Annotated in this window: 18 protein-coding genes and 1 rRNA gene; 11 read left to right on the plus strand and 8 right to left on the minus strand. The window is 70.6% G+C overall.

Features of this window, described 5'->3' with window-relative positions; all coding sequences use genetic code 11:
* A 5S ribosomal RNA gene (rrf, locus tag ACFYO2_RS17915) occupies positions 1–95 on the plus strand; the annotation flags it as partial.
* A 60-nt stretch (positions 96–155) separates the two neighbouring features.
* On the opposite strand, the gene ACFYO2_RS17920 is transcribed toward rrf, so the two are convergent.
* Genes ACFYO2_RS17920 through ACFYO2_RS17940 form a run of 5 tightly spaced genes read right to left on the minus strand, consistent with a single transcriptional unit; the run spans position 156 to position 5859 of the window.
* The gene (locus tag ACFYO2_RS17920; protein ID WP_388349631.1) at positions 156–1466 is read right to left on the minus strand and encodes a DUF58 domain-containing protein; all 1311 of its coding nucleotides are present in this window, start codon (positions 1464–1466) and stop codon (positions 156–158) included.
* On the minus strand, positions 1466–2455 hold the full coding sequence (locus ACFYO2_RS17925; protein ID WP_388350372.1) for an AAA family ATPase: 990 nt from the start codon (positions 2453–2455) through the stop codon (positions 1466–1468). Before ACFYO2_RS17925 ends, ACFYO2_RS17920 begins: the two co-directional genes overlap by 1 nt.
* Positions 2455–3657 (minus strand): DUF4350 domain-containing protein, encoded by a 1203-nt coding sequence (locus ACFYO2_RS17930; RefSeq protein WP_388349633.1) that lies wholly within the window; start codon positions 3655–3657, stop codon positions 2455–2457. The genes ACFYO2_RS17925 and ACFYO2_RS17930 overlap by 1 nt, the downstream gene beginning before the upstream one ends.
* The gene (locus tag ACFYO2_RS17935; protein ID WP_388349635.1) at positions 3654–4502 is read right to left on the minus strand and encodes a DUF4129 domain-containing protein; all 849 of its coding nucleotides are present in this window, start codon (positions 4500–4502) and stop codon (positions 3654–3656) included. The genes ACFYO2_RS17930 and ACFYO2_RS17935 overlap by 4 nt, the downstream gene beginning before the upstream one ends.
* Positions 4503–4506: 4 nt before the next feature.
* Complete coding sequence (locus ACFYO2_RS17940) at positions 4507–5859, minus strand: hypothetical protein (RefSeq protein WP_388349637.1); 1353 nt, start codon at positions 5857–5859, stop codon at positions 4507–4509.
* Between the two features lie 141 nt (positions 5860–6000).
* Between ACFYO2_RS17940 and mtnA the strand changes: the two genes are divergently transcribed.
* The 7 genes from mtnA to ACFYO2_RS17975 all read left to right on the plus strand — a co-directional run bounded on the left by mtnA (position 6001) and on the right by ACFYO2_RS17975 (position 15168).
* On the plus strand, positions 6001–7149 hold the full coding sequence (gene mtnA, locus ACFYO2_RS17945; RefSeq protein WP_388349639.1) for an S-methyl-5-thioribose-1-phosphate isomerase: 1149 nt from the start codon (positions 6001–6003) through the stop codon (positions 7147–7149).
* A gap of 177 nt (positions 7150–7326) precedes the next feature.
* Positions 7327–8016 carry a two-component system response regulator MtrA gene (gene mtrA, locus ACFYO2_RS17950; RefSeq protein ID WP_187284748.1) on the plus strand — a complete coding sequence of 230 codons (690 nt, stop codon included), beginning with the start codon at positions 7327–7329 and terminating at the stop codon, positions 8014–8016.
* Position 8017: 1 nt separating this feature from the next.
* On the plus strand, positions 8018–10135 hold the full coding sequence (gene mtrB / locus ACFYO2_RS17955) for an MtrAB system histidine kinase MtrB (RefSeq protein WP_388349642.1): 2118 nt from the start codon (positions 8018–8020) through the stop codon (positions 10133–10135).
* Positions 10125–11951, plus strand: a complete 1827-nt coding sequence (locus ACFYO2_RS17960; RefSeq protein WP_388349644.1) for an LpqB family beta-propeller domain-containing protein — start codon at positions 10125–10127, stop codon at positions 11949–11951. Before mtrB ends, ACFYO2_RS17960 begins: the two co-directional genes overlap by 11 nt.
* A gap of 263 nt (positions 11952–12214) precedes the next feature.
* The gene (locus tag ACFYO2_RS17965; protein ID WP_388349646.1) at positions 12215–13213 is read left to right on the plus strand and encodes a ComF family protein; all 999 of its coding nucleotides are present in this window, start codon (positions 12215–12217) and stop codon (positions 13211–13213) included.
* Between the two features lie 311 nt (positions 13214–13524).
* Positions 13525–14217: a ribosome hibernation-promoting factor, HPF/YfiA family gene (gene hpf, locus ACFYO2_RS17970; protein WP_388349648.1), complete on the plus strand. Its 693-nt coding sequence runs from the start codon at positions 13525–13527 to the stop codon at positions 14215–14217.
* A 204-nt stretch (positions 14218–14421) separates the two neighbouring features.
* Complete coding sequence (locus ACFYO2_RS17975) at positions 14422–15168, plus strand: response regulator (protein WP_388349650.1); 747 nt, start codon at positions 14422–14424, stop codon at positions 15166–15168.
* A gap of 10 nt (positions 15169–15178) precedes the next feature.
* Here ACFYO2_RS17975 and ACFYO2_RS17980 read toward each other — a convergent pair whose 3' ends face one another.
* Positions 15179–16378, minus strand: coding sequence for a winged helix-turn-helix domain-containing protein (locus tag ACFYO2_RS17980; RefSeq protein ID WP_388349652.1), 1200 nt, complete (start codon positions 16376–16378; stop codon positions 15179–15181).
* 55 nt (positions 16379–16433) lie between these two features.
* On the minus strand, positions 16434–17012 hold the full coding sequence (locus tag ACFYO2_RS17985) for a GNAT family N-acetyltransferase (protein WP_388349654.1): 579 nt from the start codon (positions 17010–17012) through the stop codon (positions 16434–16436).
* 265 nt (positions 17013–17277) lie between these two features.
* On the opposite strand from ACFYO2_RS17985, the gene secA reads away from it, so the two are divergent.
* On the plus strand, positions 17278–20118 hold the full coding sequence (gene secA, locus ACFYO2_RS17990) for a preprotein translocase subunit SecA (protein ID WP_388349656.1): 2841 nt from the start codon (positions 17278–17280) through the stop codon (positions 20116–20118).
* Between the two features lie 153 nt (positions 20119–20271).
* Here secA and ACFYO2_RS17995 read toward each other — a convergent pair whose 3' ends face one another.
* The gene (locus ACFYO2_RS17995; RefSeq protein WP_388349658.1) at positions 20272–21246 is read right to left on the minus strand and encodes an Rv3235 family protein; all 975 of its coding nucleotides are present in this window, start codon (positions 21244–21246) and stop codon (positions 20272–20274) included.
* A gap of 252 nt (positions 21247–21498) precedes the next feature.
* Here ACFYO2_RS17995 and ACFYO2_RS18000 point away from each other — a divergent pair, with 252 nt between their 5' ends.
* Positions 21499–22011: a DUF6912 family protein gene (locus ACFYO2_RS18000; protein WP_388349660.1), complete on the plus strand. Its 513-nt coding sequence runs from the start codon at positions 21499–21501 to the stop codon at positions 22009–22011.
* Positions 22012–22126: 115 nt separating this feature from the next.
* Positions 22127–22792: an HAD family hydrolase gene (locus ACFYO2_RS18005; RefSeq protein ID WP_388349662.1), complete on the plus strand. Its 666-nt coding sequence runs from the start codon at positions 22127–22129 to the stop codon at positions 22790–22792.
* Positions 22793–23477 lie beyond the last annotated feature (685 nt).

The raw sequence follows: 23477 nt of genomic DNA on the forward strand, positions 1-23477 counted from the left end.
AAACGCCCGGTTACATTCCGAACCCGGAAGCTAAGCCTTACAGCGCCGATGGTACTGCAGGGGGGACCCTGTGGGAGAGTAGGACGCCGCCGAACAAATTTTAAAAAAGGCCCACACCTCACGGTGTGGGCCTTTTTGTGTTTACGTCCCGCCTCTCACAGGCGCCCTGCGGCCTTCAGCGCCAGATATGCGTCTGCCAGTGCGGGGGCCAGGTCATCCGGCGTCGCGTCGACGACGGTGACGCCGTGACGGCGGAGTTGTTCCGCTGTACGGTGGCGCTCGGCCTGAGCCTGGGCGGCGGCTGCGGCTTCGTAGACGGCCTCGGTGTTTCCGCGAGCCCTGGCCATGCCGGCGATGTGCGGGTCCGCCACCGATGCCAGCAGGATCGTATGGCGTTGGGTGAGTTGGGAGAGAACTGGCAGCAGGCCCTCTTCGACCGGGGCCGCGTCGAGGGTCGTGAGCAGGACGATCAGAGAGCGACGAGGGGCCGACCTCAGAGCCGTCGCCGTGAGGCCTCGGGAGTCCGTTTCGACGAGCTCGGGTTCCAGCGTTGCCATGGCGTTGACCAGGGACGGGAGTACATCGCCTGCGGAGCGGCCCTGGACGAGGGCGCGTACGCGACGGTCGTACGCCAGCAGGTCGACGCGGTCGCCGGCGCGGGATGCCAGGGCTGCCAGGAGCAGTGCCGCGTCCATGGAGGCGTCCAGGCGTGGGGCGTCACCGACGCGGCCTGCCGAGGTGCGGCCGGTGTCGAGGACCAGGAGGATGTGGCGGTCGCGTTCGGGGCGCCAGGTGCGTACGGCGACCGTGGTCTGGCGGGCTGTGGCGCGCCAGTCGATGGAGCGGGTGTCGTCGCCGGGGACGTACTCGCGCAGGCTGTCGAACTCCGTGCCCTCGCCGCGGGTGAGCACGCTGGTGCGGCCGTCCAGTTCGCGCAAGCGGGCCAGCTTGGAGGGCAGGTGCTTTCGGCTGGTGAACGGGGGCAGGACTCGTACCGTCCAGGGGACTTTGTGGGTGCCCTGGCGGGCGAAGAGGCCGAGGGGGCCGTAGGAGCGGATTGTGACGCGGTCGGACTGGCGGTCGCCGCGGCGGGTCGGTCGTAGGTGGGTGGTCACTCGGCGGCGTTCGCCGGTGGGGACGGTCAGACGGTGGCGGGAGGCCGCCACTTCTGTGCCGGGCTGCCAGGTGCTGGGGGGCCAGGCGTCGCGGAGGCGGGCGCGGAGTGGGCGGCGGGACGGGTTGGTGATGGTGAGTGTGACGTCGGCGGCGTCGCCCAGGCGGACCGATGCGTCGCCCGAGCGGGTCAGGCCGAGGCGTCGCACGGGTGCCGCGAGCGCGAAGTCGCAGGCGCAGGCGACGGCCAGGGGGGTGTTGACCGCGAGGATGCCGGTCCAGCCGGGGTCCCAGATGCCGACCGGGAGGGAGCCCAGGGCCGCCAGGAGTGCGGCGCGTCCGGTGAGTGCCATCAGCGGGGGACGGGGACGTGGGCGAGGATCGCGTTGATGACGGAGTCGGCCGTCACGCCTTCCATTTCGGCCTCCGGGCGGAGTTGTACGCGGTGGCGGAGAGTGGGGAGGGCGAGTGCCTTGACGTCGTCGGGGGTGACGTAGTCGCGGCCGGTCAGCCAGGCCCAGGCGCGGGCAGTGGCGAGCAGGGCCGTTGCGCCGCGCGGGGAGACGCCGAGGGTGAGGGAGGGCGATTCGCGGGTGGCCCGGCAGATGTCGACCACGTAGGCGGTGATTTCCGGGGAGATCGTCGTCTTGGCGACCGCGGCGCGGGCGGCTTCCAGGTCGGCCGGGCCTGCGACGGGGCGTACGCCGGCGGCGTGCAGGTCGCGCGGGTTGAAGCCCTCGGCGTGGCGGGTGAGGACGCTGATCTCGTCCTGGCGGGAGGGCAGCGGGATCGTCAGCTTGAGGAGGAAACGGTCCAGCTGGGCCTCGGGCAGGGGGTACGTGCCCTCGTACTCGACGGGGTTCTGGGTTGCGGCGACCAGGAACGGGTCGGGGAGCGGGCGGGGAGTGCCGTCGACCGTGACCTGGCGTTCCTCCATGGCTTCGAGGAGGGACGACTGGGTCTTGGGCGGCGTGCGGTTGATCTCGTCGGCCAGGAGGAGGTTGGTGAAGACCGGTCCGGGCTGGAAGGAGAACTCGGCGCTGCGGGTGTCGTAGACCAGGGAGCCCGTCACGTCGCTCGGCATCAGGTCGGGAGTGAACTGGACGCGCTTGGTGTCGAGTTCGAGAGCGGATGCGAGGGCGCGGACGAGCAACGTTTTGGCGACTCCAGGGACTCCTTCAAGGAGAACGTGTCCGCGGCACAGGAGGGCGACGACGAGGCCGGTCACGGCGGGGTCCTGGCCGACCACGGCCTTGGCGATCTCGGCGCGCAGGGCTTCCAGGGCGGCTCGGGCGTTGCCCGGATCCCCGGCGTACCCGGCGTTGTCAGTGGTCGGGTCCATCATGGACGGCGTACCTCTCTTTCGAGGGCGTCGAGTTGGTCGGCGAGGGAGATGAGGGCCGCGTCGTCGCCCGGCGGCGGGCCGAAGAGGAGAGCGTGCATGGCCTGTCCGTCTCCAGGGCGGTGGAGGTGGGCGGACAGGGCGGGGAGCAGGGCTTCGGGCGCGTGCGCCTGGGGGACGGGGACGCCTACAAGGGGGGCGAGGCGGGTGCGGGTGGTGGAGCGAAGAGCGGCGGCCGCGCGGTCGCGGGCGTTGGCCTTGCGGTAGAGGCGGGCGCGGCCTTCGACGGTTTCGGAGGCGCGGATCGCCACGGGGAGATTTTCGGACACCAGGGGGCCGAGTCGGCGTGCCCGCCAGAGGGCGGCGAGGGCCGCCGCGATGAAGAGCTGCAGTGTGCCCCAGAGCCAGCCCGACGGGAGCAGGTCGAAGAAGCCCTTTTCGTCGTCCGCGTCGGTGGCGGCGGTGTCGGAGAGCGAGGGGAGGTACCAGACCAGATGGGGGCGGGAGCCGAGGAGTTGGAGGGCGAGCGAGGCGTTGCCCTGCTCGTCGAGAGTGTCGTTGTAGAGGATGTCGGGCGCGCCGAGTACGACGGTGTCGCCGTTCCCGGACGTGTCCGGGACCCGTACCAGGGTGGCCAGGCGCTCGCTGGGGTAGCACTCGTCGGCGTCGGGTCGGGTGGCGGTGTAGCGGATGCCGCCCGTGTCGGCGGTGCCGGCGCGCCGAGCGGCGGGCAGGTCGCAGTCGGGGGAGAGGGTCGAGTCCAGGCTGGTGGCGGGGTTGGCGACGACGCCGGGAGCGAGTCGTTCGACGGACCAGCTGCCGGGGGCGACGAGAACGGTGCGGCCGCCGGAGCCGACGGTCTCGGAGCGCAGTTGGCTCTGTTGACCGTGTGTCAGGAGATCGGGGACGGCGACCAGGAGGGTGGTGTCGGGGCCGGCCGCGGCTCCGGCCTCGGCGAGGGAAGAGACCACGCGCGTGGAGACGCCTCGGTCGGCGAGGAGTTCGGCGACGGCGCGGCTGCCGTAGGGGTCGGCGGAGCGTGGATCGAGCGTGCCGTGCCGGGAGTCGGAGCGGATGACGGCGATCGCGACGGCCGCGACCAGGAGGAGCACGAGGGCGAGGACGACGCCTCGCGTGCGGGTCCACACCTGGCGTGCCGTGGGCGAGGCCGCGGTGGACGGGAGCGTGGCCTCGGTGGTCATTCGGCGGCTCCCCGGCGGGTGTCGTGGGCTGCCGCGCTGTGGGGGATGCTGCTGCTGCTCGCGAGTTGGGGCTTGGTGCGTTCCAGGTCGCGGTCGAGTTCGGCGAGGCGGTGGTACGACTGCTCGGTCGCCGTGCGTCCGCCGTATGTCACGTCGTCGAAGTCCCGGGCGGCGGCGCGCAGTCGGTCTGCCCGCGAGGGAAGTACGCGGCCCGCCTCGGCGGCTGCCTCGTCGGCGGTGCGGCCGGGGCGGGCGTCGAGCAGGGCTCGTTCCTCCAGGGAGCGGACGATGGCACGCATGCGCTCCTGGACGGCCTGGCTCCAGTGGGCCTGGGCCGCGTGGGCCTCGGCGGCCGCGCGGTGTTCGGCGGCGCTGCGGGGGCGGTCGTCGAACAGGGCGGCGGAGGAGGTGCCTTCGCGGCGCGGGGTGCCCAGACGCCACCAGAGGGCGCCCAGGACCGCGAGGACGGCCACGATGACGACCACCAGGCCGAGCGCTCCGCCGGGGGTCGCGGCGGAGGCGGTGTTGAACAGCTTGTCGACCCAGTCCCAGAAGGCGTTCAGGGCGCGCTGGAACCAGCTGGGGTCGTTCTCGTGGTACATCCGCTTGGACAACTCGCGCCGGGCAGCCTCCCGCGCGGGGTCGCGCGGGATCGTCAGCGGTGGTTCGTCGCTGGAGCGGACGAGCGACAGCACGGACGTCTGGTCGGTGTGCGGCGCTGCTCGGACCGATGTGTCGCGGACGCGCAGCAGGGCCACGCCGGTGCGCTGCGCGGCACGTACGGCGATGTCGGCGGCGTTCGGCAGCGCCGGCACCGCTGTGAGAACTCCCCCCGCCAGGATCACCGCATCAGCTCCCGGGGGCGGGGGTGGTGCCGTAGCCCTGGACGCCTGCGGCGCGGGCCAGGTCGATGTCGAGGGCCTCGCGGCGGATGCGCTGGTCGATGTAGAGCAGCACGGTGACGCCGGCGGTGATCGGGAACGTGATCATGGAGCCGATCACCGAGCCGATCCCGCTGATGATGAGGAACGTCCAGCCGAGGTCGCCGGTGCCCTCCATGAAGCCGGTGAAGCCGTCACCACTGAACGCGGCGGCGAGGAAGGTGAAGGGGAGGACGACGATCGCCGCCATGATGTTCGCGATGATCCCCGCGAGGAGTTGGATTCCGAACACTCGCCACCAGGAACCGCGGACCAGCCTCGTGGAGCGGCTCATCGACTTGACGATGCCCTGCTTCTCCAGCATCAGCGCGGGCGAGGCCAGGGAGAAGCGCATCATGAGCCACACGGCTACCACGCCGGCGCCGAGGCCGCCGATGACGGCGAGCGCCGCTCCTGCCCCGCCCGCGCCCGAGACGGCGACGAGGATGCCGGGCAGCACGCCCACGAGGACGATTCCGACCGCGATGAGCATCAACAGGAGGATCAGACCCAGCAGCTTCACCACCTGGGGGCGGGCGTCGCGCCAGGCCTCGCCGGTGGTGACGGGTCGGCCGAGGACCGCGCGGCTGGTGACAGTGGTGAGCAGGGCCGTCGCCATGACCGTGCCGATCAGGGAGATCACGAAGACGACCCCGCTGCCGAGCATGGCGTCGCCCATGGCGCGGGCTACTTCGCTCAGCGTGGCGCTCGGGTCGTTGAGGGCCTCGGCGTCGGTGGTGTCGTTGAGGACGAGACCCTGGAGCAGGATGACGACGATCTCCGTGACGACCGCGACCGTCAGCGAGATGCCCAGGACCGTGCGCCAGTAGGTGCGCATGGTCGAGACCGCGCCGTCGAGGATCTCGCCGACGCCGAGGGGGCGGAGCGGGATCACGCCGGGCTTGGCCGCGGGCGGGGGGCCGCCCCAACCGCTGTATCCGCCGGGAGGGACGTAGCCGCCGCCCCAGCCGCCGTTCCCGCCGCCGGGAGGGCCGTAGCCGCCGTATCCGCCGGGACCGGTGGGTGGTTGGGCGGCGCCCCAGCCCGGGCCGGGCGGTGGGGGTGGCGGCGATTGGCCGGGAGCCTGCGGGCCGGTGGGCGCGGACCACTGGGCGGCCGGTGGCTGGTCCTTGGACCACTTCGAGCCGGGGTCCTGCGGGTCCGTTCCCGGCTGCTCCGAAGGGTTCGCGGCGTCGGGCTGGTCGGCGGGGCCGGACTCGCCGGGTTCGTGCCCGTCGGAGGGGGCGGATCCGGGCGAGGCCCAGCCCGGAGTGTCCTTCATCGTCGCTCCTTCACGGTGCCCGTCCGCGGTCGCGGCGGCAGGTTGGCAGCCATCGTGCCATGGGGTGGTCGTCGACGGACCAGCCGAGGTATAGGCCCGGCCACCATCAATTGTCCGCCGGATAACGGGCAGACTGACCACATGGCTGATCAGCACGCGCAAACCGGCGAGGACAGCAGGCCGACCGACATTCCGGCGATCCGCTGGGAAGAGCCACCCGAAGGCCCCGTACTTGTGCTTCTCGACCAGACGAGGCTGCCGGCCGAGGAGGTCGAACTCGTCTGTACGGATGCACAGGCGCTTGTGGAGGCGATCCGTTCGCTCGCCGTGCGCGGAGCGCCGTTGCTCGGCATCGCGGGGGCGTACGGCGTCGCGCTCGCCGCCGTGCGTGGGTACGACGTGGACGACGCGGCGAACGCGCTGGCGGGTGCCCGCCCCACGGCGGTGAACCTTGCCGTCGGGGTCCGCAGGGCCGAGTCCGCCTACCGGGCAGAGCTCACCAAGGGCGGTGAACCCCGGCAGGCCGCCGATGCGGCGTTGGCCGCGGCCCGCAAGCTGCACCGGGAGGATGCCGAGGCCAGTGGCCGGATGGCCGAGCGTGGGCTGGCGCTGCTGGACGAGCTGCTGCCCGGCGGCGGGTATCGGATCCTCACCCACTGCAACACCGGGGCGCTGGTGTCGGGCGGTGAGGGTACGGCGTTCGCGGTGGCCCTCGGGGCGCATCGGGTGGGGCAGCTGCGGCGGCTGTGGGTCGACGAGACGCGGCCGTTGCTGCAGGGGGCTCGGCTGACGGCGTACGAGGCGGCGCGCAGCGGTATGGCGTACACCCTGCTGACCGACAACGCGGCGGGTTCGTTGTTCGCGGCCGGGGAGGTGGATGCGGTGCTGATCGGGGCAGACCGCATCGCGGCCGACGGGTCGGTGGCGAACAAGGTGGGGAGTTATCCGCTCGCGGTGCTGGCGCGGTATCACCATGTGCCGTTCATCGTGGTGGCGCCGCTGACGACGGTGGATCCGGACACGCCGGACGGGGCGTCGATCGAGGTCGAGCAGCGCCCTGGACATGAGGTGACCGAGCTCACAGCGCCGCAGGTGCCAGTGGCCGGGGCGGAGGCGGGTGGTGGGATCCCGGTGGCGCCGCTGGGGACCCAGGCGTACAACCCGGCGTTCGATGTGACGCCGCCCGAGCTGGTGACGGCGATCGTCACCGAGGAGGGCGTTGTTTCGCCGGTGACCGCTGAGGCGCTTGCGGAGCTGTGTGCGAGAGCGCGGCAGGTGACGATCGACTGAGGGGATCGGCTGGGCCGGCGGGGCATGGCACGCTGGGCTGCCGCGCTCGGGCCCGCCTGGCCACCTCGGGGACATCGACACCCGTGGGCGAGGGCAGACAGTAGCGACTCCGTACGACTATCGTCACAGGCCAGTGACCTCTCTCACCAGCGGCCCGGTCACTGTTACGAGAATGGGATGATGTCGTTTATGAAGGGACGAGTCCTTGTCGTCGACGACGACACCGCACTGGCCGAGATGCTCGGCATTGTGCTGCGTGGTGAAGGTTTTGAGCCGTCATTTGTAGCCGACGGCGACAAGGCGCTGGCCGCTTTCCGTGAGAGCAAGCCCGATCTGGTGTTGCTGGATCTGATGCTGCCCGGGCGGGACGGTATCGAGGTGTGCCGTCTGATCAGGGCGGAGTCCGGGGTGCCGATCGTGATGCTCACGGCGAAGAGCGACACCGTCGACGTCGTCGTGGGCCTGGAATCGGGCGCCGACGACTACATCGTGAAGCCGTTCAAGCCGAAGGAGCTCGTGGCCCGGATCCGGGCGCGGCTCAGGAGGTCCGAGGAGCCGGCGCCCGAGCAGCTCGCCATCGGTGACCTGGTCATCGACGTGGCCGGGCACTCCGTGAAGCGCGACGGGCAGTCGATCGCGCTGACGCCGCTGGAGTTCGACCTGCTCGTGGCGCTCGCGCGCAAACCGTGGCAGGTGTTCACACGTGAGGTGCTCCTCGAGCAGGTGTGGGGCTACCGGCACGCGGCCGACACCCGCCTGGTCAACGTGCATGTGCAGCGGCTGCGCTCCAAGGTCGAGAAGGACCCGGAGCGGCCGGAGATCGTGGTGACCGTCCGTGGCGTCGGTTACAAGGCCGGGCCGAGCTGACATGTCCGGAGACAGTGCCGCTTCGGCGCCCGGCAGGTCCGGGGCCGGCGCGGGGCGGCCTGTCGGCCGAAAGGCGGCAGGGTCGCGCTGGGGTCGCTTCCTCGAGGGTGGGCTGCTGCAGGGCGGCGTCCAGGGCAGTCCGGTGCTGCGCCTCTTCATGCGCTGGGTGCGCCGGCCGCTGCTGCCCGTCATGCGGCTGTGGCGGCGCAACATCCAGCTCAAGGTCGTCGTCACGACCCTGCTGATGTCGCTGGGCGTTGTTCTGCTGCTCGGTTTCGTCGTCATCGGACAGGTGCGCAACGGCCTGCTGGACGCCAAGGTGAAGGCCTCGCAGAGCCAGGCCACCGGCGGGTTCGCGGTGGCCAATCAGAAGGCCGACGAGGCCGCGAGCGGCACCGGCGACGAGGCCGCGAGCGGCACCGGCGACGATGCCACCACGGTGGACGGCCGACCCGCACAGAACGTCACCCAGTGGATGAGCGACCTGGTGGAGTCCCTGTCCAGCGGCGGCCAGGGCGCCTTCGACGTGGTGACACTTCCCGCCGGCAACGACAGCGGCAGCGGGCGCGGGCGGCGCGCTTCCGGCAACGTCGTCGCGTCGTCCAGCGTGCCCGAGGCCCTGCGCAAGCGGATCGACGACAACACGACGGCGGCCCAGAGTTACACCCGGATCGTCTACGACGCCGACAAGGAGTCCCAGCCGGCCCTCGTCATCGGCAAGCAGGTCAACGACCCGAACGGCGATCCGTACCAGCTGTACTACCTCTTCCCGCTCACCCAGGAGGAGAAGTCGCTGAGCCTGGTCAAGGGGACCCTCGCGACGGCCGGCCTCTTCGTCGTCGTACTCCTCGGGGCCATCGCCTGGCTCGTGGTGCGGCAGGTCGTCACTCCGGTGCGGATGGCGGCGGGCATCGCCGAGCGGTTGTCCGCCGGGCGGCTTCAGGAACGGATGAAGGTCACCGGCGAGGACGACATCGCACGGCTGGGTGAGGCCTTCAACAAGATGGCGCAGAACCTGCAGTTGAAGATCCAGCAGCTGGAGGACCTTTCGCGGATGCAGCGGCGGTTCGTGTCGGACGTGTCGCACGAGCTGCGTACGCCGCTGACGACCGTGCGGATGGCGGCCGACGTCATCCACGACGCGCGCGTGGACTTCGATCCGGTGACCGCCCGGTCGGCCGAGTTGCTGGCCGACCAGTTGGACCGGTTCGAGACGCTGCTCGCGGACCTGTTGGAGATCAGCCGCTTCGACGCGGGCGCGGCGGCCCTGGAGGCCGAGCCGATCGACCTGCGCGAGGTGGTACGGCGGGTCGTCAGCGGGGCCGAACCGCTCGCCGAGCGCAAGGGCACGAAGGTACGCGTCGTGGGCGACCAGCAGCCCATCGTGGCCGAGGCGGACGCCCGGCGGGTGGAGCGGGTGCTGCGCAACCTCGTCGTCAACGCAGTGGAGCACGGCGAGGGCAAGGACGTCGTCGTCAAGCTCGCCGCGGCGGGCGGGGCGGTCGCGGTCGCGGTGCGGGACTACGGTGTCGGACTCAAGCCCGGCGAGGCGACCCGTGTCTTCAGCCGCTTCTGGCGGGCGGACCCGGCACGCGCGCGTACCACCGGTGGTACGGGTCTGGGGCTGTCCATCGCCCTGGAGGACGCGCGGCTGCACGGCGGCTGGCTGCAGGCGTGGGGCGAGCCGGGCGGCGGCTCGCAGTTCCGGCTGACGCTGCCGCGGACCGCGGACGAGCCGCTGCGGGGCTCGCCCATACCGCTGGAACCCAAGGACTCGCGGCGCCATCGGGGCCTCGACGACGCCGGTCTGCCCCGAGGCGGCGGCGAGAAGACCGCCACCGTGCCGGCGCAGCCGACGGGCGACCAGGGACCGTCCCGGGGCCCGATCGGGACCCGGCCGTCCGGCATGACGCCCACGGCCGACCCGACGGCGCTGCCGGGCAACGGCGCGCGCGTGGTGCCCCGGCCCGCGTCGGGGACGCGGCGGGACGAGGACATGCCCGCGGCAGGCGTGCCGGGGAGCGGTGGGGCCGACGGGTCACGGAGCGAGGCCGCGAGCCGCCCGGACACCGGGTCGGAGGGCTCGTACGAGCAAGGGGAGGCATTTCGTGGGCGCTGACCGCAAGGGGGGCGCCCGGCACACGCCGGGTCGCGCGGCGGCGTACGCCGTTTGCGGCGTCGTACTGCTGGCCGGGTGTGCGTCCATGCCCGACAGCGGGGATCTGCGCGGCGTCGAGTCCACACCGCGTCAGGACACGCAGGTGCGGGTGTTCGCCATGCCGCCTCAGGAGGACGCGTCCGCCTCGGACATCGTCCAGGGCTTCCTGGAGGCGTTGACCAGCGATGATCCGCACTATGAGACGGCGCGGAAGTACCTGACCGCTCAGGCCGCGAAGAAGTGGCAGCCGGAGCTGTCGACCACGGTGCTCGCCGACGGGGTGAGCGTCGGGTCGGAGCAGGCGGCGGACCGCGAGGACGGCGACGTCGTCTCGTATCCGCTCACCGGCGACAGGCTTGCCACGGTGGACGCGCAGCAGTCGTACGCGCCTGCGGAGGGGGAGTACAGCCAGTCGGTGTACCTCACCCGGAACAAGAAGACCAAGCAGTGGCGCATCGACGGGCTGCCGCAGGGCGTCGTCATGGGGAAGTCGGACTTCCAGCGCAACTACATGTCAGTCGACAAGTACTACTTCGCCTCGAACACGACGGCCAGAACGAGTCCTCAGACCGTGGCCGTCGCCGATCCTGTTTATGTGCGTGAGCGCGTGGATCCCATGACGCAGATGGTGCGTTCCCTGCTCACCGGGCCCACGAGCTGGCTCGATCGCGTCGTCAGGTCCAGTTTCCCCACCGGTACGAAACTGCAGAAGGGCGTCACCTCGCTGACGCCGGACGAACAGGGCAAGCTGACCGTGCCGCTCAACGGCCGGGCGGCAGGGGTGGGTCAGGCCAAGTGCGAGGAGATGGCGGCCCAGCTTCTGTTCACCCTGCAGGACCTCACCCCGGCGGTGGACGAGGTCGAACTGCAGGCGGGCGGCAAGCAGTTGTGCGCGCTCCATGAAGGCGGGGCCGACGCCGTCGCGGCGCGTGGCTCGATGCGGAGTCCCGAGTACCTGTACTTCGTCGACGGGGAGCACCGGCTCGTACGGCTGCCGACGGGCAACGACAGCACGGACCCGGACCCGGTGCCGGGAGCGCTGGGCGAGGGCGCCGAGGAGCTACGGTCGGTCGCCGTGTCGCGCGACGAGCACAGCGCGGCCGGGGTCGGCATCGACGGCAAGGCGCTGTACGTCGGCTCGCTCGTGTCGGGCGGGTCGCTCGGCGAGCCCGTCCTGACCAGCAAGGGCGCGACGGTGAACGACCGGCTGACCGCCCCCAGTTGGGACGCGGAGGGCGATCTGTGGGTGGCCGACCGCGACCCCCGCAACCCGCGCCTGCTGTTGCTCAAGGAGGGCGCGGGCGAGCCGCTGACGGTGGACATGCCGGGGTTGGACGGGCGGATCAAGGACGTCCGGGTGGCTGCCGACGGGGTGCGGATCGCGCTCGTCGTGGAGAAGGGCGGCAAGCAGTCCCTCTTCATCGGGCGGATCGAACGGGGCGAGAAGGCCGGGGAGGCACCGTCGGTGCAGGCGCTGCGTTCCGCGACCCCGGAGATGGAGGAGCTCACCACCATGTCGTGGGCCGGTGACAGCCGACTCGTGGTGGCCGGGCGCGAGCAGGGTGGCGTGCAGCAGATGCGGTACGTCCAGGTCGACGGCTCCACACCGGAGGGGCCCGCGCCTGCGGCTCTGACGGGCGTGAAGGAGATCGCCGCGTCCGAGGACGACCGGTTGCCGCTGGTGGCGTACTCGGAGGACGGGATCGTACGGCTGCCGACCGGGACGCAGTGGCAGAAGGTGGACACGGACGGGACGGCGCCGGTTTATCCGGGGTGAGTGTCGTCCTGCGGGGGCCGAGGGCCGCTGCGGGGTAGGTGGGCGGCCGCTTTTGCCGGGTTTACTCTCCGGCGAGGGCGGTCGCTTCTGTTTTGGGGTGGCGGGAGGGGGCGGTTCGCTCGCTGTGTGGGAGCGGCGGATGGAGCGGCGTACTCGTGGTGGCTGCGGCTGTTTCGTATCGGCTCCATCGGCTCCTTGAGTTATCCACAGAGAGTTGTCCACAGGGGTGGCAGGGTGGCGTCTGCGTTGGCACAGTGGTGGGCATGCGGGGGTGGTGGCAGGACCTCACCGACCTGGTGCTGCCGGCCGAGTGCGGAGGCTGCGGAAGGCCTCGCACGGTGTTCTGTCCGGACTGCCGTGCCGTCCTGAGCGGGGCCGTGCCGCGCCGGGTGCGACCGGTGCCGGAGCCGCCGGGGCTGCCGGTCGTGCACGCGGTGGCCCGGTACGCGGACGAGGTGCGGGCCGTGCTGCTGGCCCACAAGGAAAGGGGTGCGCTGGCGCTGGCGGCGCCGCTCGGAACGGCGCTGGCAGGAGCTGTGCGGGCGGGGCTGCGGGCGGCTCGGGGGCCGGCTGACGGGAGCGGGCTTCTGGAGACGCGAGGGCTGGTCGACGGGGTCGGTGGCCAACAGGCCGCAGGGCGGGTCGGAGGGGTCGTGACGCTCGTTCCTGTGCCGTCCTCGCGTGGGGTGGTTCGGGCGCGGGGACATGATCCGGCGCGGCGGATCGCGCTTGCGGCGGCCGCGGAGCTGCGGCGGGCGGGGACGCCGGCCCGTGTGGCGTCCGTGCTGCGACAGGGGCGCCCCGTGGCCGACCAGGCGGGGCTCAACTCATGGCAGCGACTGGAGAATCTCGCCGGTGCCCTGGTGGTGGTTCCCAGAGGTGCGCGGCTGCTTTCCGGTGGTCCGGTCGTGCTCGTCGACGACCTGATGACCACGGGTGCGTCCTTGGCGGAGGCGGCGCGAGCGGTGCGGGCGGCGCCGTCGGAGGAAGTGGCCTCGGGCGGGGGCGTGACGTCGGGCGGCGTCGCGGGTGCGCGGCCGACTGTGGTGAGTGGGGCGGATGTGTGTGGAGAGGGTGCAACGGCGGTGTACGGCGCGGTAGGTCGGGAAGGCAGGGGAGAACAGAGGAGTCGCGCGGCGGAGGAGGAGACGGGCCGGGTGGCCGCTCTGTCGGGAATGGCGGGCGCCGGCGCTGACGGTGACGTGATCTGCGCAGCGGTGGTCGCAGCCACGCCGGATTCGTTCGAAATAAACCGGAACTGACCGCGAACTTGCATCGTTGCAGGTAATGAGAGGGCCAATTCACCTGAACGGAGGTACGCGGCGGTAGAGGGTGACGACATCGGCCCAGGCGAGATATGTTCGGTTGTGAGAGAAAGGCGCAGGCCACACCTCTCATATCCGAATGCCGTGCCGCGGGTTTTTCACTCTCACCCACGCCGGTGGAGTGGAGATCTTGCCCGCGGGGGAGGAGGTGGACGTCACCGAGTCCGAGGTTCCGGGGCTGACCGGAACCTGGTGCAAAAGGGAGATGCTCCGCAGCGAGGCGGAGCGTTCCGGGAACGGAGTTCTGCGTGGACATCGTCGTCAAGGGCCGCAAGACCGAGGTGCCCGAGCGGTTCCGCAAGCACGTGGCCGAGAAGCTGAAGCTGGAGAAGATCCAGAAGCTCGATGGCAAGGTGATCAGCCTCGACGTCGAGGTGTCCAAGGAGCCCAACCCCCGACAGGCCGACCGCAGTGACCGAGTGGAGATCACGCTCCACTCCCGCGGTCCGGTGATCCGGGCGGAAGCGGCAGCCAGCGACCCGTACGCGGCACTCGACCTGGCGGCAGAGAAGCTGGATGCCCGGCTGCGCAAGCAGCATGACAAGCGCCACACTCGCCGAGGCGCACGGCGGCTCACCGCTGCCGAGGTCGCCGACCACGTTCCGGGCGCGGCGACGCTCAACGGGAACGGCCACACCGCCCACGACGAAGAGTCGGACAGCGTGCCGACCAAGAAGATCGGCTCGCTCGAGGTGAAGGGTGACGGCCCCCTCATCGTCCGTGAGAAGACCCACGTCGCCTCCCCGATGTCCCTCGACCAGGCCCTCTACGAGATGGAGCTGGTCGGGCACGACTTCTACCTGTTCATCGACTCCGAGACGAAGGAACCGAGTGTCGTCTACCGGCGGCACGCCTACGACTACGGCGTCATCCACCTCAGCACGGACCCGATGGTCGCCCAGGCGCAAGCCCCCGCGGCGGGTGGCACGCTGGGCGGCTGATCGCCCGGCGGGCAGCTGAGCCGGTGCCCCTGGTGCGCGTGTGCGCCCCCAGGGGCACCGGTGTGCGACCACTTCGCGCCCGGCTCTGTCACCGCAGTGTCGTCCGGGCATGAAATCATGGCCGCACCGGCCCAACCGCTGGGCCGTTGCCTTGGGTTGGCGATGGCACAGAACCACAGGCCACAGCCTTCAGGGGGAGGAACGATGGCGGACAGCTTCGGACCGATGCAGGACGAGGACGCCGGGGACGGCGTCGTCGCCACGGGCTCGGGCGCGGGCTCTCCACGCAAGGAGCCGATCCGCGTTCTGGTCGTTGACGACCATGCCCTCTTCCGCCGCGGCCTGGAGATCGTGCTCGCGGCCGAGGAGGACATCCAGGTCGTGGGAGAGGCCGGGGACGGTGCGGAGGCCGTCGACAAGGCCGCCGACCTGCTGCCGGACATCGTGCTGATGGACGTACGGATGCCCAAGCGCGGCGGGATCGAGGCGTGCACCTCCATCAAGGAGGTCGCCCCCAGTGCCAAGATCATCATGCTGACGATCAGCGATGAGGAAGCCGACCTCTACGAAGCGATCAAGGCGGGTGCGACGGGATATCTCCTCAAGGAGATCTCCACGGACGAGGTGGCCACCGCGATTCGCGCGGTGGCCGACGGGCAGTCGCAGATCAGCCCTTCCATGGCGTCGAAACTGCTCACCGAGTTCAAGTCGATGATCCAACGGACCGACGAACGCCGTCTTGTGCCCGCGCCGCGGCTCACGGACCGTGAGCTCGAGGTGCTGAAGCTGGTCGCCACGGGAATGAACAACCGGGATATCGCCAAGGAGTTGTTCATCTCCGAGAACACCGTGAAGAACCATGTCCGCAACATCCTGGAGAAGCTGCAGCTGCACTCCAGGATGGAGGCGGTGGTGTACGCGATGCGGGAGAAGATCCTCGAAATCCGGTGAGGGCCGGGGATCAGAGGGTCGTGCGGGTGAGTTCCCTCGCGAGGGGCTCGCGCAGTTCCGGTGCGTCCACCCGCTCCACCCGTACGTCCGTGCAGTTCACCCAGCTCGCCGCCTCGACCAGCGCCTGCGCCACCGCCGGGACCGCCTTCGGGCCGTCCAGGGTGACTTGCCTGGCGACCAGGGTGCTGCCCTCGCGGGCCGGGTCCACGCGGCCGACCAGTTGGCCGCCGGCCAGCACCGGCATCGCGAAGTAGCCGTACACCCGCTTCTGCTTGGGGACGTACGCCTCCAGGCGGTGGGTGAAGCCGAAGATCCGCTCCGTGCGCGCCCGTTCCCAGACGAGGGAGTCGAAGGGGGACAGCAGCGTCGTGCGGTGGCGGCCGCGCGGGGGCGTCTGAAGGGCCGCCGGGTCGGCCCAGGCCGGCCTGCCCCAGCCCTCGACCGTGACCGGGACCAGGCCGGAGTCGGCGATCACCGCGTCGACCTGCTCGGCCTTGAGGCGGTGGTAGTCGGCGATGTCCGCGCGCGTGCCGACGCCCAGGGACTGGCCGGCGAGGCGGACCAGGCGGCGCAGGCACTCGGTGTCGTCCAGGTCGTCGTGCAGCAGGGTGTCCGGTACGGCGCGTTCTGCCAGGTCGTACACGCGCTTCCAGCCGCGGCGCTCGACGCACACCACCTCGCCGTACATGAGGGCGCGCTCGACGGCCACCTTGGTGCCGGACCAGTCCCACCACTCGCTGGTCTTCTTCGCGCCGCCCAAGTCCGTGGCGGTGAGGGGGCCTTCGGTACGGAGCTGCTTGATGACCTGGTCGTAGGCGCCGTCGGGGAGTGCGTGGTTCCAGTGGGGGCGGTTGCGGTAGGCGCGGCGGCGGAAGGCGAAGTGGGGCCACTCCTCGATGGGGAGGATGCAGGCGGCGTGGGACCAGTACTCGAAGGCGTGGGGCCGCACCGGAGACGCGCCTTCGGTCGCGGTGTTCCAGTAGGCGCTCTCGACCGTCTTGCGGCCCACGGCGCCGAGGCGGGCGTACGGGATGAGTTCGTGGGAGCGGGCGAGGACCGAGATGGTGTCGAGTTGGACCGCGCCCAGGTGGCGCAGGGTGCCGCGGACGCCTGCGCGGCGGTCCGGGGTGCCCAGGAAGCCCTGGGCCCGCAGGGCGATGCGGCGGGCTTCGTCTGCCGAGAGGGTGGTGTCCGGGCGCGGGGTCGTCATGGGCCGCACGATAGGGGGTGCCACTGACAATGCGGAGTGAGCTGCGGGTTCGCCGCTACGGCCGGGACGGTGCCGGCAGATACGGCGCCGTCGACGGCAGGCCCAGGTCCGACGGCAGCAGTGAACCCACCCAGCTGTCGCGTCGTACTCCCTGGTGGATGATCGCGGAGCGCAGGACGCCCTCACAGGTGAAGCCGGCGCGTTCCGCCACCGCGCGGGAGGGCTTGTTGCCGACTTCCGCGCGCCACTCCACGCGGTCGATCGACAGATGGGTGAAGGCCCAGCGGGAGGCTGTGCGGGCGGCCTCGGTGACGTAGCCGTTGCCGCGGTGTTCCTTCGCACCCCAGAAACCGATTTCGGCCGCGCTCAGGGAACGCATCGTGAGGCTGAGCATGCCCACCAGGTCCTCCCCTTCGGGGAGGAAGATGCCCCAGGTGAGCATCGAGCCGTCCGCCCAGCCCTCGGGGGCCAATTGCTCCGTGAAACTGCGGGCGTGCTCGGGGAGGTAGGGCGAGGGGATCGTGGTCCAGCGCTGGATGTCGGGGTCCTGGGCGGCCGCGTACACGGCGTCGGTGTCCTGCGGGCCGACCGCGCGCAGCCGGAGACGGTCGGTGGTGAGCGTGACGGGGTCCATCGGCCGATTCTGCTCGGGGCCGGGCAACGGCACCATCTCTTTGCCGTGCGTGAGCAGGTGATCACAATTCGCGCAATTCGTCGGAGCGGCGCGGCACCATCCGACGGGCCCGGACGTTGTCCTTTTGAAGAGATGTGAAGCAGTGGGCGGTCACCGCCCCGGCAGGCCTCCCGGCGTGGCGGGGTCCTCGCATACGATGGCCGTTGCTCAGTAGTCCAATGGAAACCGACCGTCCCAGGCCCGACCGGCAAGGAGACCAACCCCCGTGTCCGTCCTCTCCAAGATCATGCGTGCAGGCGAAGGCAAGATCCTGCGCAAGCTGCACCGCATCGCGGACCAGGTCAACTCCATCGAAGAGGACTTCGTCGACCTCTCCGACGCCGAGCTGCGGGCCCTCACCGATGAGTACAAGCAGCGCTACGCCGATGGTGAGAGCCTGGACGACCTGCTTCCCGAGGCATTTGCGACCGTACGCGAGGCCGCCAAGCGCGTCCTCGGGCAGCGCCACTACGACGTCCAGATGATGGGCGGCGCCGCCCTCCACCTCGGTTACGTCGCCGAGATGAAGACCGGTGAGGGCAAGACCCTGGTCGGCACCCTGCCCGCATACCTGAACGCCCTCTCCGGAGGAGGCGTCCACCTGATCACGGTCAACGACTACTTGGCCGAGCGCGACTCCGAGATGATGGGCCGGGTCCACAAGTTCCTGGGCCTGGACGTCGGCTGCATCCTCGCCAACATGACGCCGGCCCAGCGCCGCGAGCAGTACGCGTGCGACATCACGTACGGCACGAACAACGAGTTCGGCTTCGACTACCTGCGCGACAACATGGCGTGGTCCAAGGATGAACTGGTCCAGCGCGGCCACAACTTCGCCATCGTCGACGAGGTCGACTCCATCCTCGTCGACGAGGCCCGCACGCCGCTGATCATCTCCGGCCCGGCCGACCAGGCCACCAAGTGGTACGGCGACTTCGCCAAGCTGGTCACCCGGCTGAAGAAGGGCGAGCCGGGCAACCCCCTCAAGGGCCTCGAGGAGACCGGCGACTACGACGTCGACGAGAAGAAGCGCACCGTCGCCATCCACGAGTCCGGCGTCGCCAAGGTCGAGGACTGGCTGGGCATCGACAACCTCTACGAGTCGGTGAACACCCCGCTGGTCGGCTACCTGAACAACGCCATCAAGGCCAAGGAGCTCTTCAAGGCGGACAAGGACTACGTCGTCATCGACGGCGAGGTCATGATCGTCGACGAGCACACCGGCCGTATCCTCGCCGGTCGCCGCTACAACGAGGGCATGCACCAGGCGATCGAGGCGAAGGAAGGGGTGGACATCAAGGACGAGAACCAGACGCTCGCCACGATCACCCTCCAGAACTTCTTCCGCCTCTACAAGCGCCACGACCACAACGGCAAGGAACTGCCCGGCCTCTGCGGCATGACCGGTACGGCCATGACCGAGGCCGCCGAGTTCCACCAGATCTACAAGCTCGGCGTCGTCCCGATCCCGACCAACCGGCCGATGGTCCGCAAGGACCAGTCGGACCTGATCTACCGCACCGAGGTCGCCAAGTTCGAGGCGGTCGTCGACGACATCGTCGAGAAGCACGAGAAGGGCCAGCCGATCCTCGTCGGTACGACGTCGGTCGAGAAGTCCGAATACCTCTCGCAGCAGCTCTCCAAGCGCGGCATCCAGCACGAAGTGCTGAACGCGAAGCAGCACGACCGTGAGGCCCCGATCATCGCCCAGGCCGGCCGCAAGGGCGCCGTCACCGTCGCCACCAACATGGCCGGTCGTGGTACCGACATCAAGCTCGGCGGCAACCCCGACGACCTCGCCGAGGCGGAGCTGCGTCAGCGCGGCCTCGACCCCGAGGAGCACATCGAGGAGTGGGCCGCGGCCCTGCCCGCCGCCCTGGAGAGGGCCGAGAAGGCGGTCAAGGCGGAGTTCGAGGAGGTCAAGGAGCTCGGCGGGCTCTACGTCCTGGGCACCGAGCGGCACGAGTCCCGTCGTATCGACAACCAGCTGCGCGGTCGTTCCGGCCGCCAGGGCGACCCGGGCGAGTCCCGCTTCTACCTCTCCCTGGGCGACGACCTGATGCGCCTGTTCAAGGCCCAGATGGTCGAGCGCGTCATGTCGATGGCGAACGTCCCGGACGACGTGCCGATCGAGAACAAGATGGTCACGCGCGCGATCGCGTCCGCGCAGTCGCAGGTCGAGCAGCAGAACTTCGAGACCCGTAAGAACGTCCTGAAGTACGACGAGGTCCTCAACCGGCAGCGCGAAGTCATCTACGGCGAGCGCCGCCGCGTCCTGGAGGGCGAGGACCTGCACGAGCAGGTCCAGCACTTCATGGACGACACCATCGACGCGTACGTCACCGCGGAGACCGCCGAGGGATTCCCGGAGGACTGGGACCTCGACCGGCTGTGGGGCGCGTTCAAGCAGCTCTACCCGGTGAAGGTCACCGTCGAGGAGCTGGAGGAGGCGGCCGGCGACCGGGCCGGTCTGACCGCCGAGTACATCTCCGAGTCCATCAAGGACGACATTCACGATCAGTACGCGGCGCGTGAGGCGCAGCTCGGTTCCGAGATCATGCGTGAGCTGGAGCGCAGGGTCGTGCTGTCGGTCCTGGACCGCAAGTGGCGCGAGCACCTCTACGAGATGGACTACCTCCAGGAGGGCATCGGCCTGCGCGCGATGGCGCAGAAGGACCCGCTGGTCGAGTACCAGCGCGAGGGCTTCGACATGTTCACCGCCATGATGGAGGGCATCAAGGAGGAGTCCGTCGGCTACCTGTTCAACCTGGAGGTCCAGGTCGAGCAGCAGGTCGAGGAGGTCCCGGTCGAGGACACGAAGCCGTCCCTCGACAAGAAGGACGCGGTGCCGGCACAGGCCGGCGCGCGCCCCGAGATCCGCGCCAAGGGGCTCGACGTCCCGCAGCGCCGGGAGCTCCACTTCTCGGCGCCGACCGTGGACGGCGAGGGCGGAGTCATCGAGGGCGACTTCGCCGATGGCGACGAGCCGGCGCGGTCCGAGGCCGACGGCCTCACGCGCGCGGAGCGGCGCAAGCAGTCGCGTGGCGGGCGGCGTCGCAAGAAGTGACGGTGCGTGTGCCTGCGGCGCTGTAGCGGCTTGTTGAAGGGCCGGGTCACCTGAGGGTGGCCCGGCCCTTTGCCGTGGGCGTTCCGGGACTTGGCGTTCCGGGGCTTCGGGGCGGGCGGACGGTCTGTTGCTGCCTGTCGGTGTCAGTGGGTGTCAGTCGGTGTCGTCGTCCGTGTGTGGCCTGCGGGGGCCGCCCACTTCCACGGCCGTGCAGCGCCAGCGCAGGTCCCGGCCCTGTTCCAGGCGGAAGGCCATGGCGCGCAACCGGTCGCCGGCTCCGATGCGGGCGAAGGCCTCGATGGCGCCGGGGCGGGGTTCGAAGTAGCCGATGTCGCGGACGACGGGGAGGACACCGCGGGTGCGCAGGGGGCCGCGTTCGGCGAGCCAGGCCAGTTCGTCGTAGGCGCGGCCCGCGGTGTACCGGAGCATGAAGTGGACGGGACGTCGGCCGCTCAGGACAGCGAGGAGGCGGTCGGCGAAGACGTCGGTGAGGCGGGGCTGGGGGATGGGGAGGGGCCTGCGGGAAATTTGGGAGGGGGCGACGACGGGGGCTGTGGCGGGGGCGGCGCGGGAGGCCGGAGCGGGCTTGCAGGGGGTCGTGGGGGCGGTGGGGGCGGTTGTGCGGGTCCCGGGAGCGAAGGGGCTCACTGCGGCGCTTGTGCCTGCGCCGGGGGCGGTGCCGGGCCTGCCGGGGGGATTCCAGGGCCTGCGAGGGGCGGTGGCGGGCCTGGGCCTTTCCGCGGTGGTGGGGCTTCCCGTGGCCGTGGTGGGCTTGCCTGCGGTGGTGGGCCTTCCGGGGGGCGTTGTCCTGCCTGTGGTGCGGGTGGCTGTGGCGGGCGTGGTCGGGGGGCGGTTGTCGGGCGGGCTGGTGCGGGTGGGAGTGCCACCCGTGCTCGGGGAGCCCGGCGGGCGGCCGTCGGGCGTCGTCGTGCGGGGCGTGCCTCCGCCCGGCGTGCGGGGTGGGGTGCCGCCGGGGCGGCGGGGGTCGCGGCGGCCCGGCGGGCGGGTGCCGGGGTGGGGATTCGCCCTCGTCATGACCTTGTGCATGGTGTCCCCGTTCGATCGGCCCGCGTGATACCGGGCGGTAACTTCTTGGTTGGGGATCTTGTACGGGGTGGTGGACCGCATGGGCAAGGCGGCGGGAGTCCCGCCGGGGTGGCCGGAACGTTCACTTATCAGAGTGGTCGTGGGACGCGAAAAGCCCGTCGTATCGGGGGTGCACCGGGTGAGTTCCGGGACGTCAGGTGGACGCCTTCAGGGGGGTGGGCAGGGACTCGAAAGGGGACCCCACGGACGTATCCTGGAGGCCCTCCGGGAAGCGCCGAACGCCCTTCGCTCCAGGAGGATTCGAGGACCCTCCGACCACGAAAGCGGCGAGCCATGCGTGTCTACGTCCCCCTGACCCTTCCCGGGCTCGCCGAGGCCTACAAGACGGGAGAGCTGGGGAGCGAGCCGATCGTCGCGTACGCGGTCACGCCGGCGTTGCGTGAGTGGTACCTGTCCGACGACATCGAGGAACTGGAGTACGCGGCGCTGAACCGGGCCGCGCTGGCCTCGCTGGGGCTGCTCGCGGCGGACGCCGAGGCGGTGCGGCGGCGGGTGGTGGTCGCTGTGGATGTGCCCGACGGTGCGGCGATCTCTGATCCCGACCGGGCGCTTGATCCTGCGGCGCTCGGTGAGGTGCGGGTTGGGGGTGTGTCGTTGGCCAAGGCGGCGTCCGTGCATGTCGATGCCGGTGACGCGGAGGCGGATGTGGCCGCGGCGGCCGCGGCGCTGGCGGCGGCGGACGGTGGGGACGACGACGCGCAGTTCATTGTGGACGGGGCCGAGGATCATGAACTGCTGTGGTTCGCCACGCAGGAGATTCCGAACCTGGTGGGGCTGGGGGGCTGAGCGTGGCTGGGGGCTGGGGGCTGAGGGTGGCGGGGCCTGGCTGCGGACGGACGTCTAGACGCCGTGCTGACCTGCTCGTCTCTTGATTGTCAGTGGGGGCGGGTACGTTTTGGGCATGGGGAAGCAGACAGGCGCACACATTGTCTGGGACTGGAACGGGACGCTGTTCCATGACAATGACGCGATCATCGGGGCGACGAACGCGGCGTTCGCGGAGCTGGGGCTGGCGCCGATCACGATGGAGCAGTACCGGGCGTTGTACTGCGTGCCGGTGCCGAAGTTCTATGAGCGGTTGATGGGGCGGTTGCCGACCGATGCCGAGTGGGAGGTCATGGATGAGACCTTTCATCGGTACTACGCCGAGCATCGGGTGAGATGCGGGCTGACGGCGGGGGCGGCGGAGTTGCTTGTCGGCTGGGGGTCGGCGGGGCGGAGTCAGTCGATCCTCAGCATGTATGTGCATCACGAGCTCGTGCCGTTGGTGCGGGGGTTCGGTATCGAGGCGCACTTCTTGCGTGTCGACGGGCGGGTGGGGCCGTCCGGGGGGAGCAAGGCGGAGCATATGGTGCGGCATCTCGGGGCGCTTGTGGGGGTGGATCCGGCTCGTACGGTGGTGATCGGGGATGCCGCCGATGATGCGGTGGCGGCGCTGCATGTGGGGGCGCGGGCCGTGTTGTACACCGGGGGGTCGCATGGGCGGGCGAGTCTTGAAGTGGTGGGGGTGCCGGTGGTGGACACGTTGGAGGAGGCTGTGGAGGAGGCGCAGCGGTTGGCGGCGTGACGCTGCGCTGACCTGGGGTGGGGCTGGGGTGGGCGCCGGGTGGTCTCGCCCCCGCCGCCCCTACCCGTCCCATCCTCCAGGGGCTGCGCCCCTGCACCCCCGCTGGGGCTGCGCCCCAGACCCCGCTTCGGCCCGAAGGGCCTCGTCCTCAAACGCCGGACGGGCTGGCTGATGCGGGCGGCGCTGAGAGGCGCGGACCGGTGCGGCACTGCCGGGTGGGTGGGGTGGGATGGGCTGATGGGTGCGGGCCTGCACGGAATGGGGCCTTTCGCCTCTGTGCAGAACGTCAAAGTTCCACCCCCGGTTTTGTACACATACGGCTCATGACGCGGCCCCTGCAAGGAGCGATAGCCTTGGTGGCGTGATCAGCGCGATATCTCGCGGGGGCATCGTCGCTCCTGCCTTGCGCCCGGGGAGCACGGAGTACCTCCGTGGCCGGGCGGCGGTCGCTGGTCCTCGCGGGCGGGGTGGGGGCGCAAGGGCCCCCAGGACGCCGTACACACCCCGGAAGCACGCGCCGCAGAGAGCAGCGTCACACCCGTCCGGCGTGTCGAGAATGGCTGATAACCCCCCGCTCATCTCACCTTGCGGCATAGCGTCGGAGCAGACCGGAGACCCCGCGTCGCGGCGTTACGTCACAGGGGAAGAGACCGTACTTCCACCTACGTCACGCAATGGCGCGCGA

It is taken from the genome of Streptomyces sp. NPDC006602, from assembly GCF_042870385.1.
Lineage (GTDB): Bacteria > Actinomycetota > Actinomycetes > Streptomycetales > Streptomycetaceae > Streptomyces.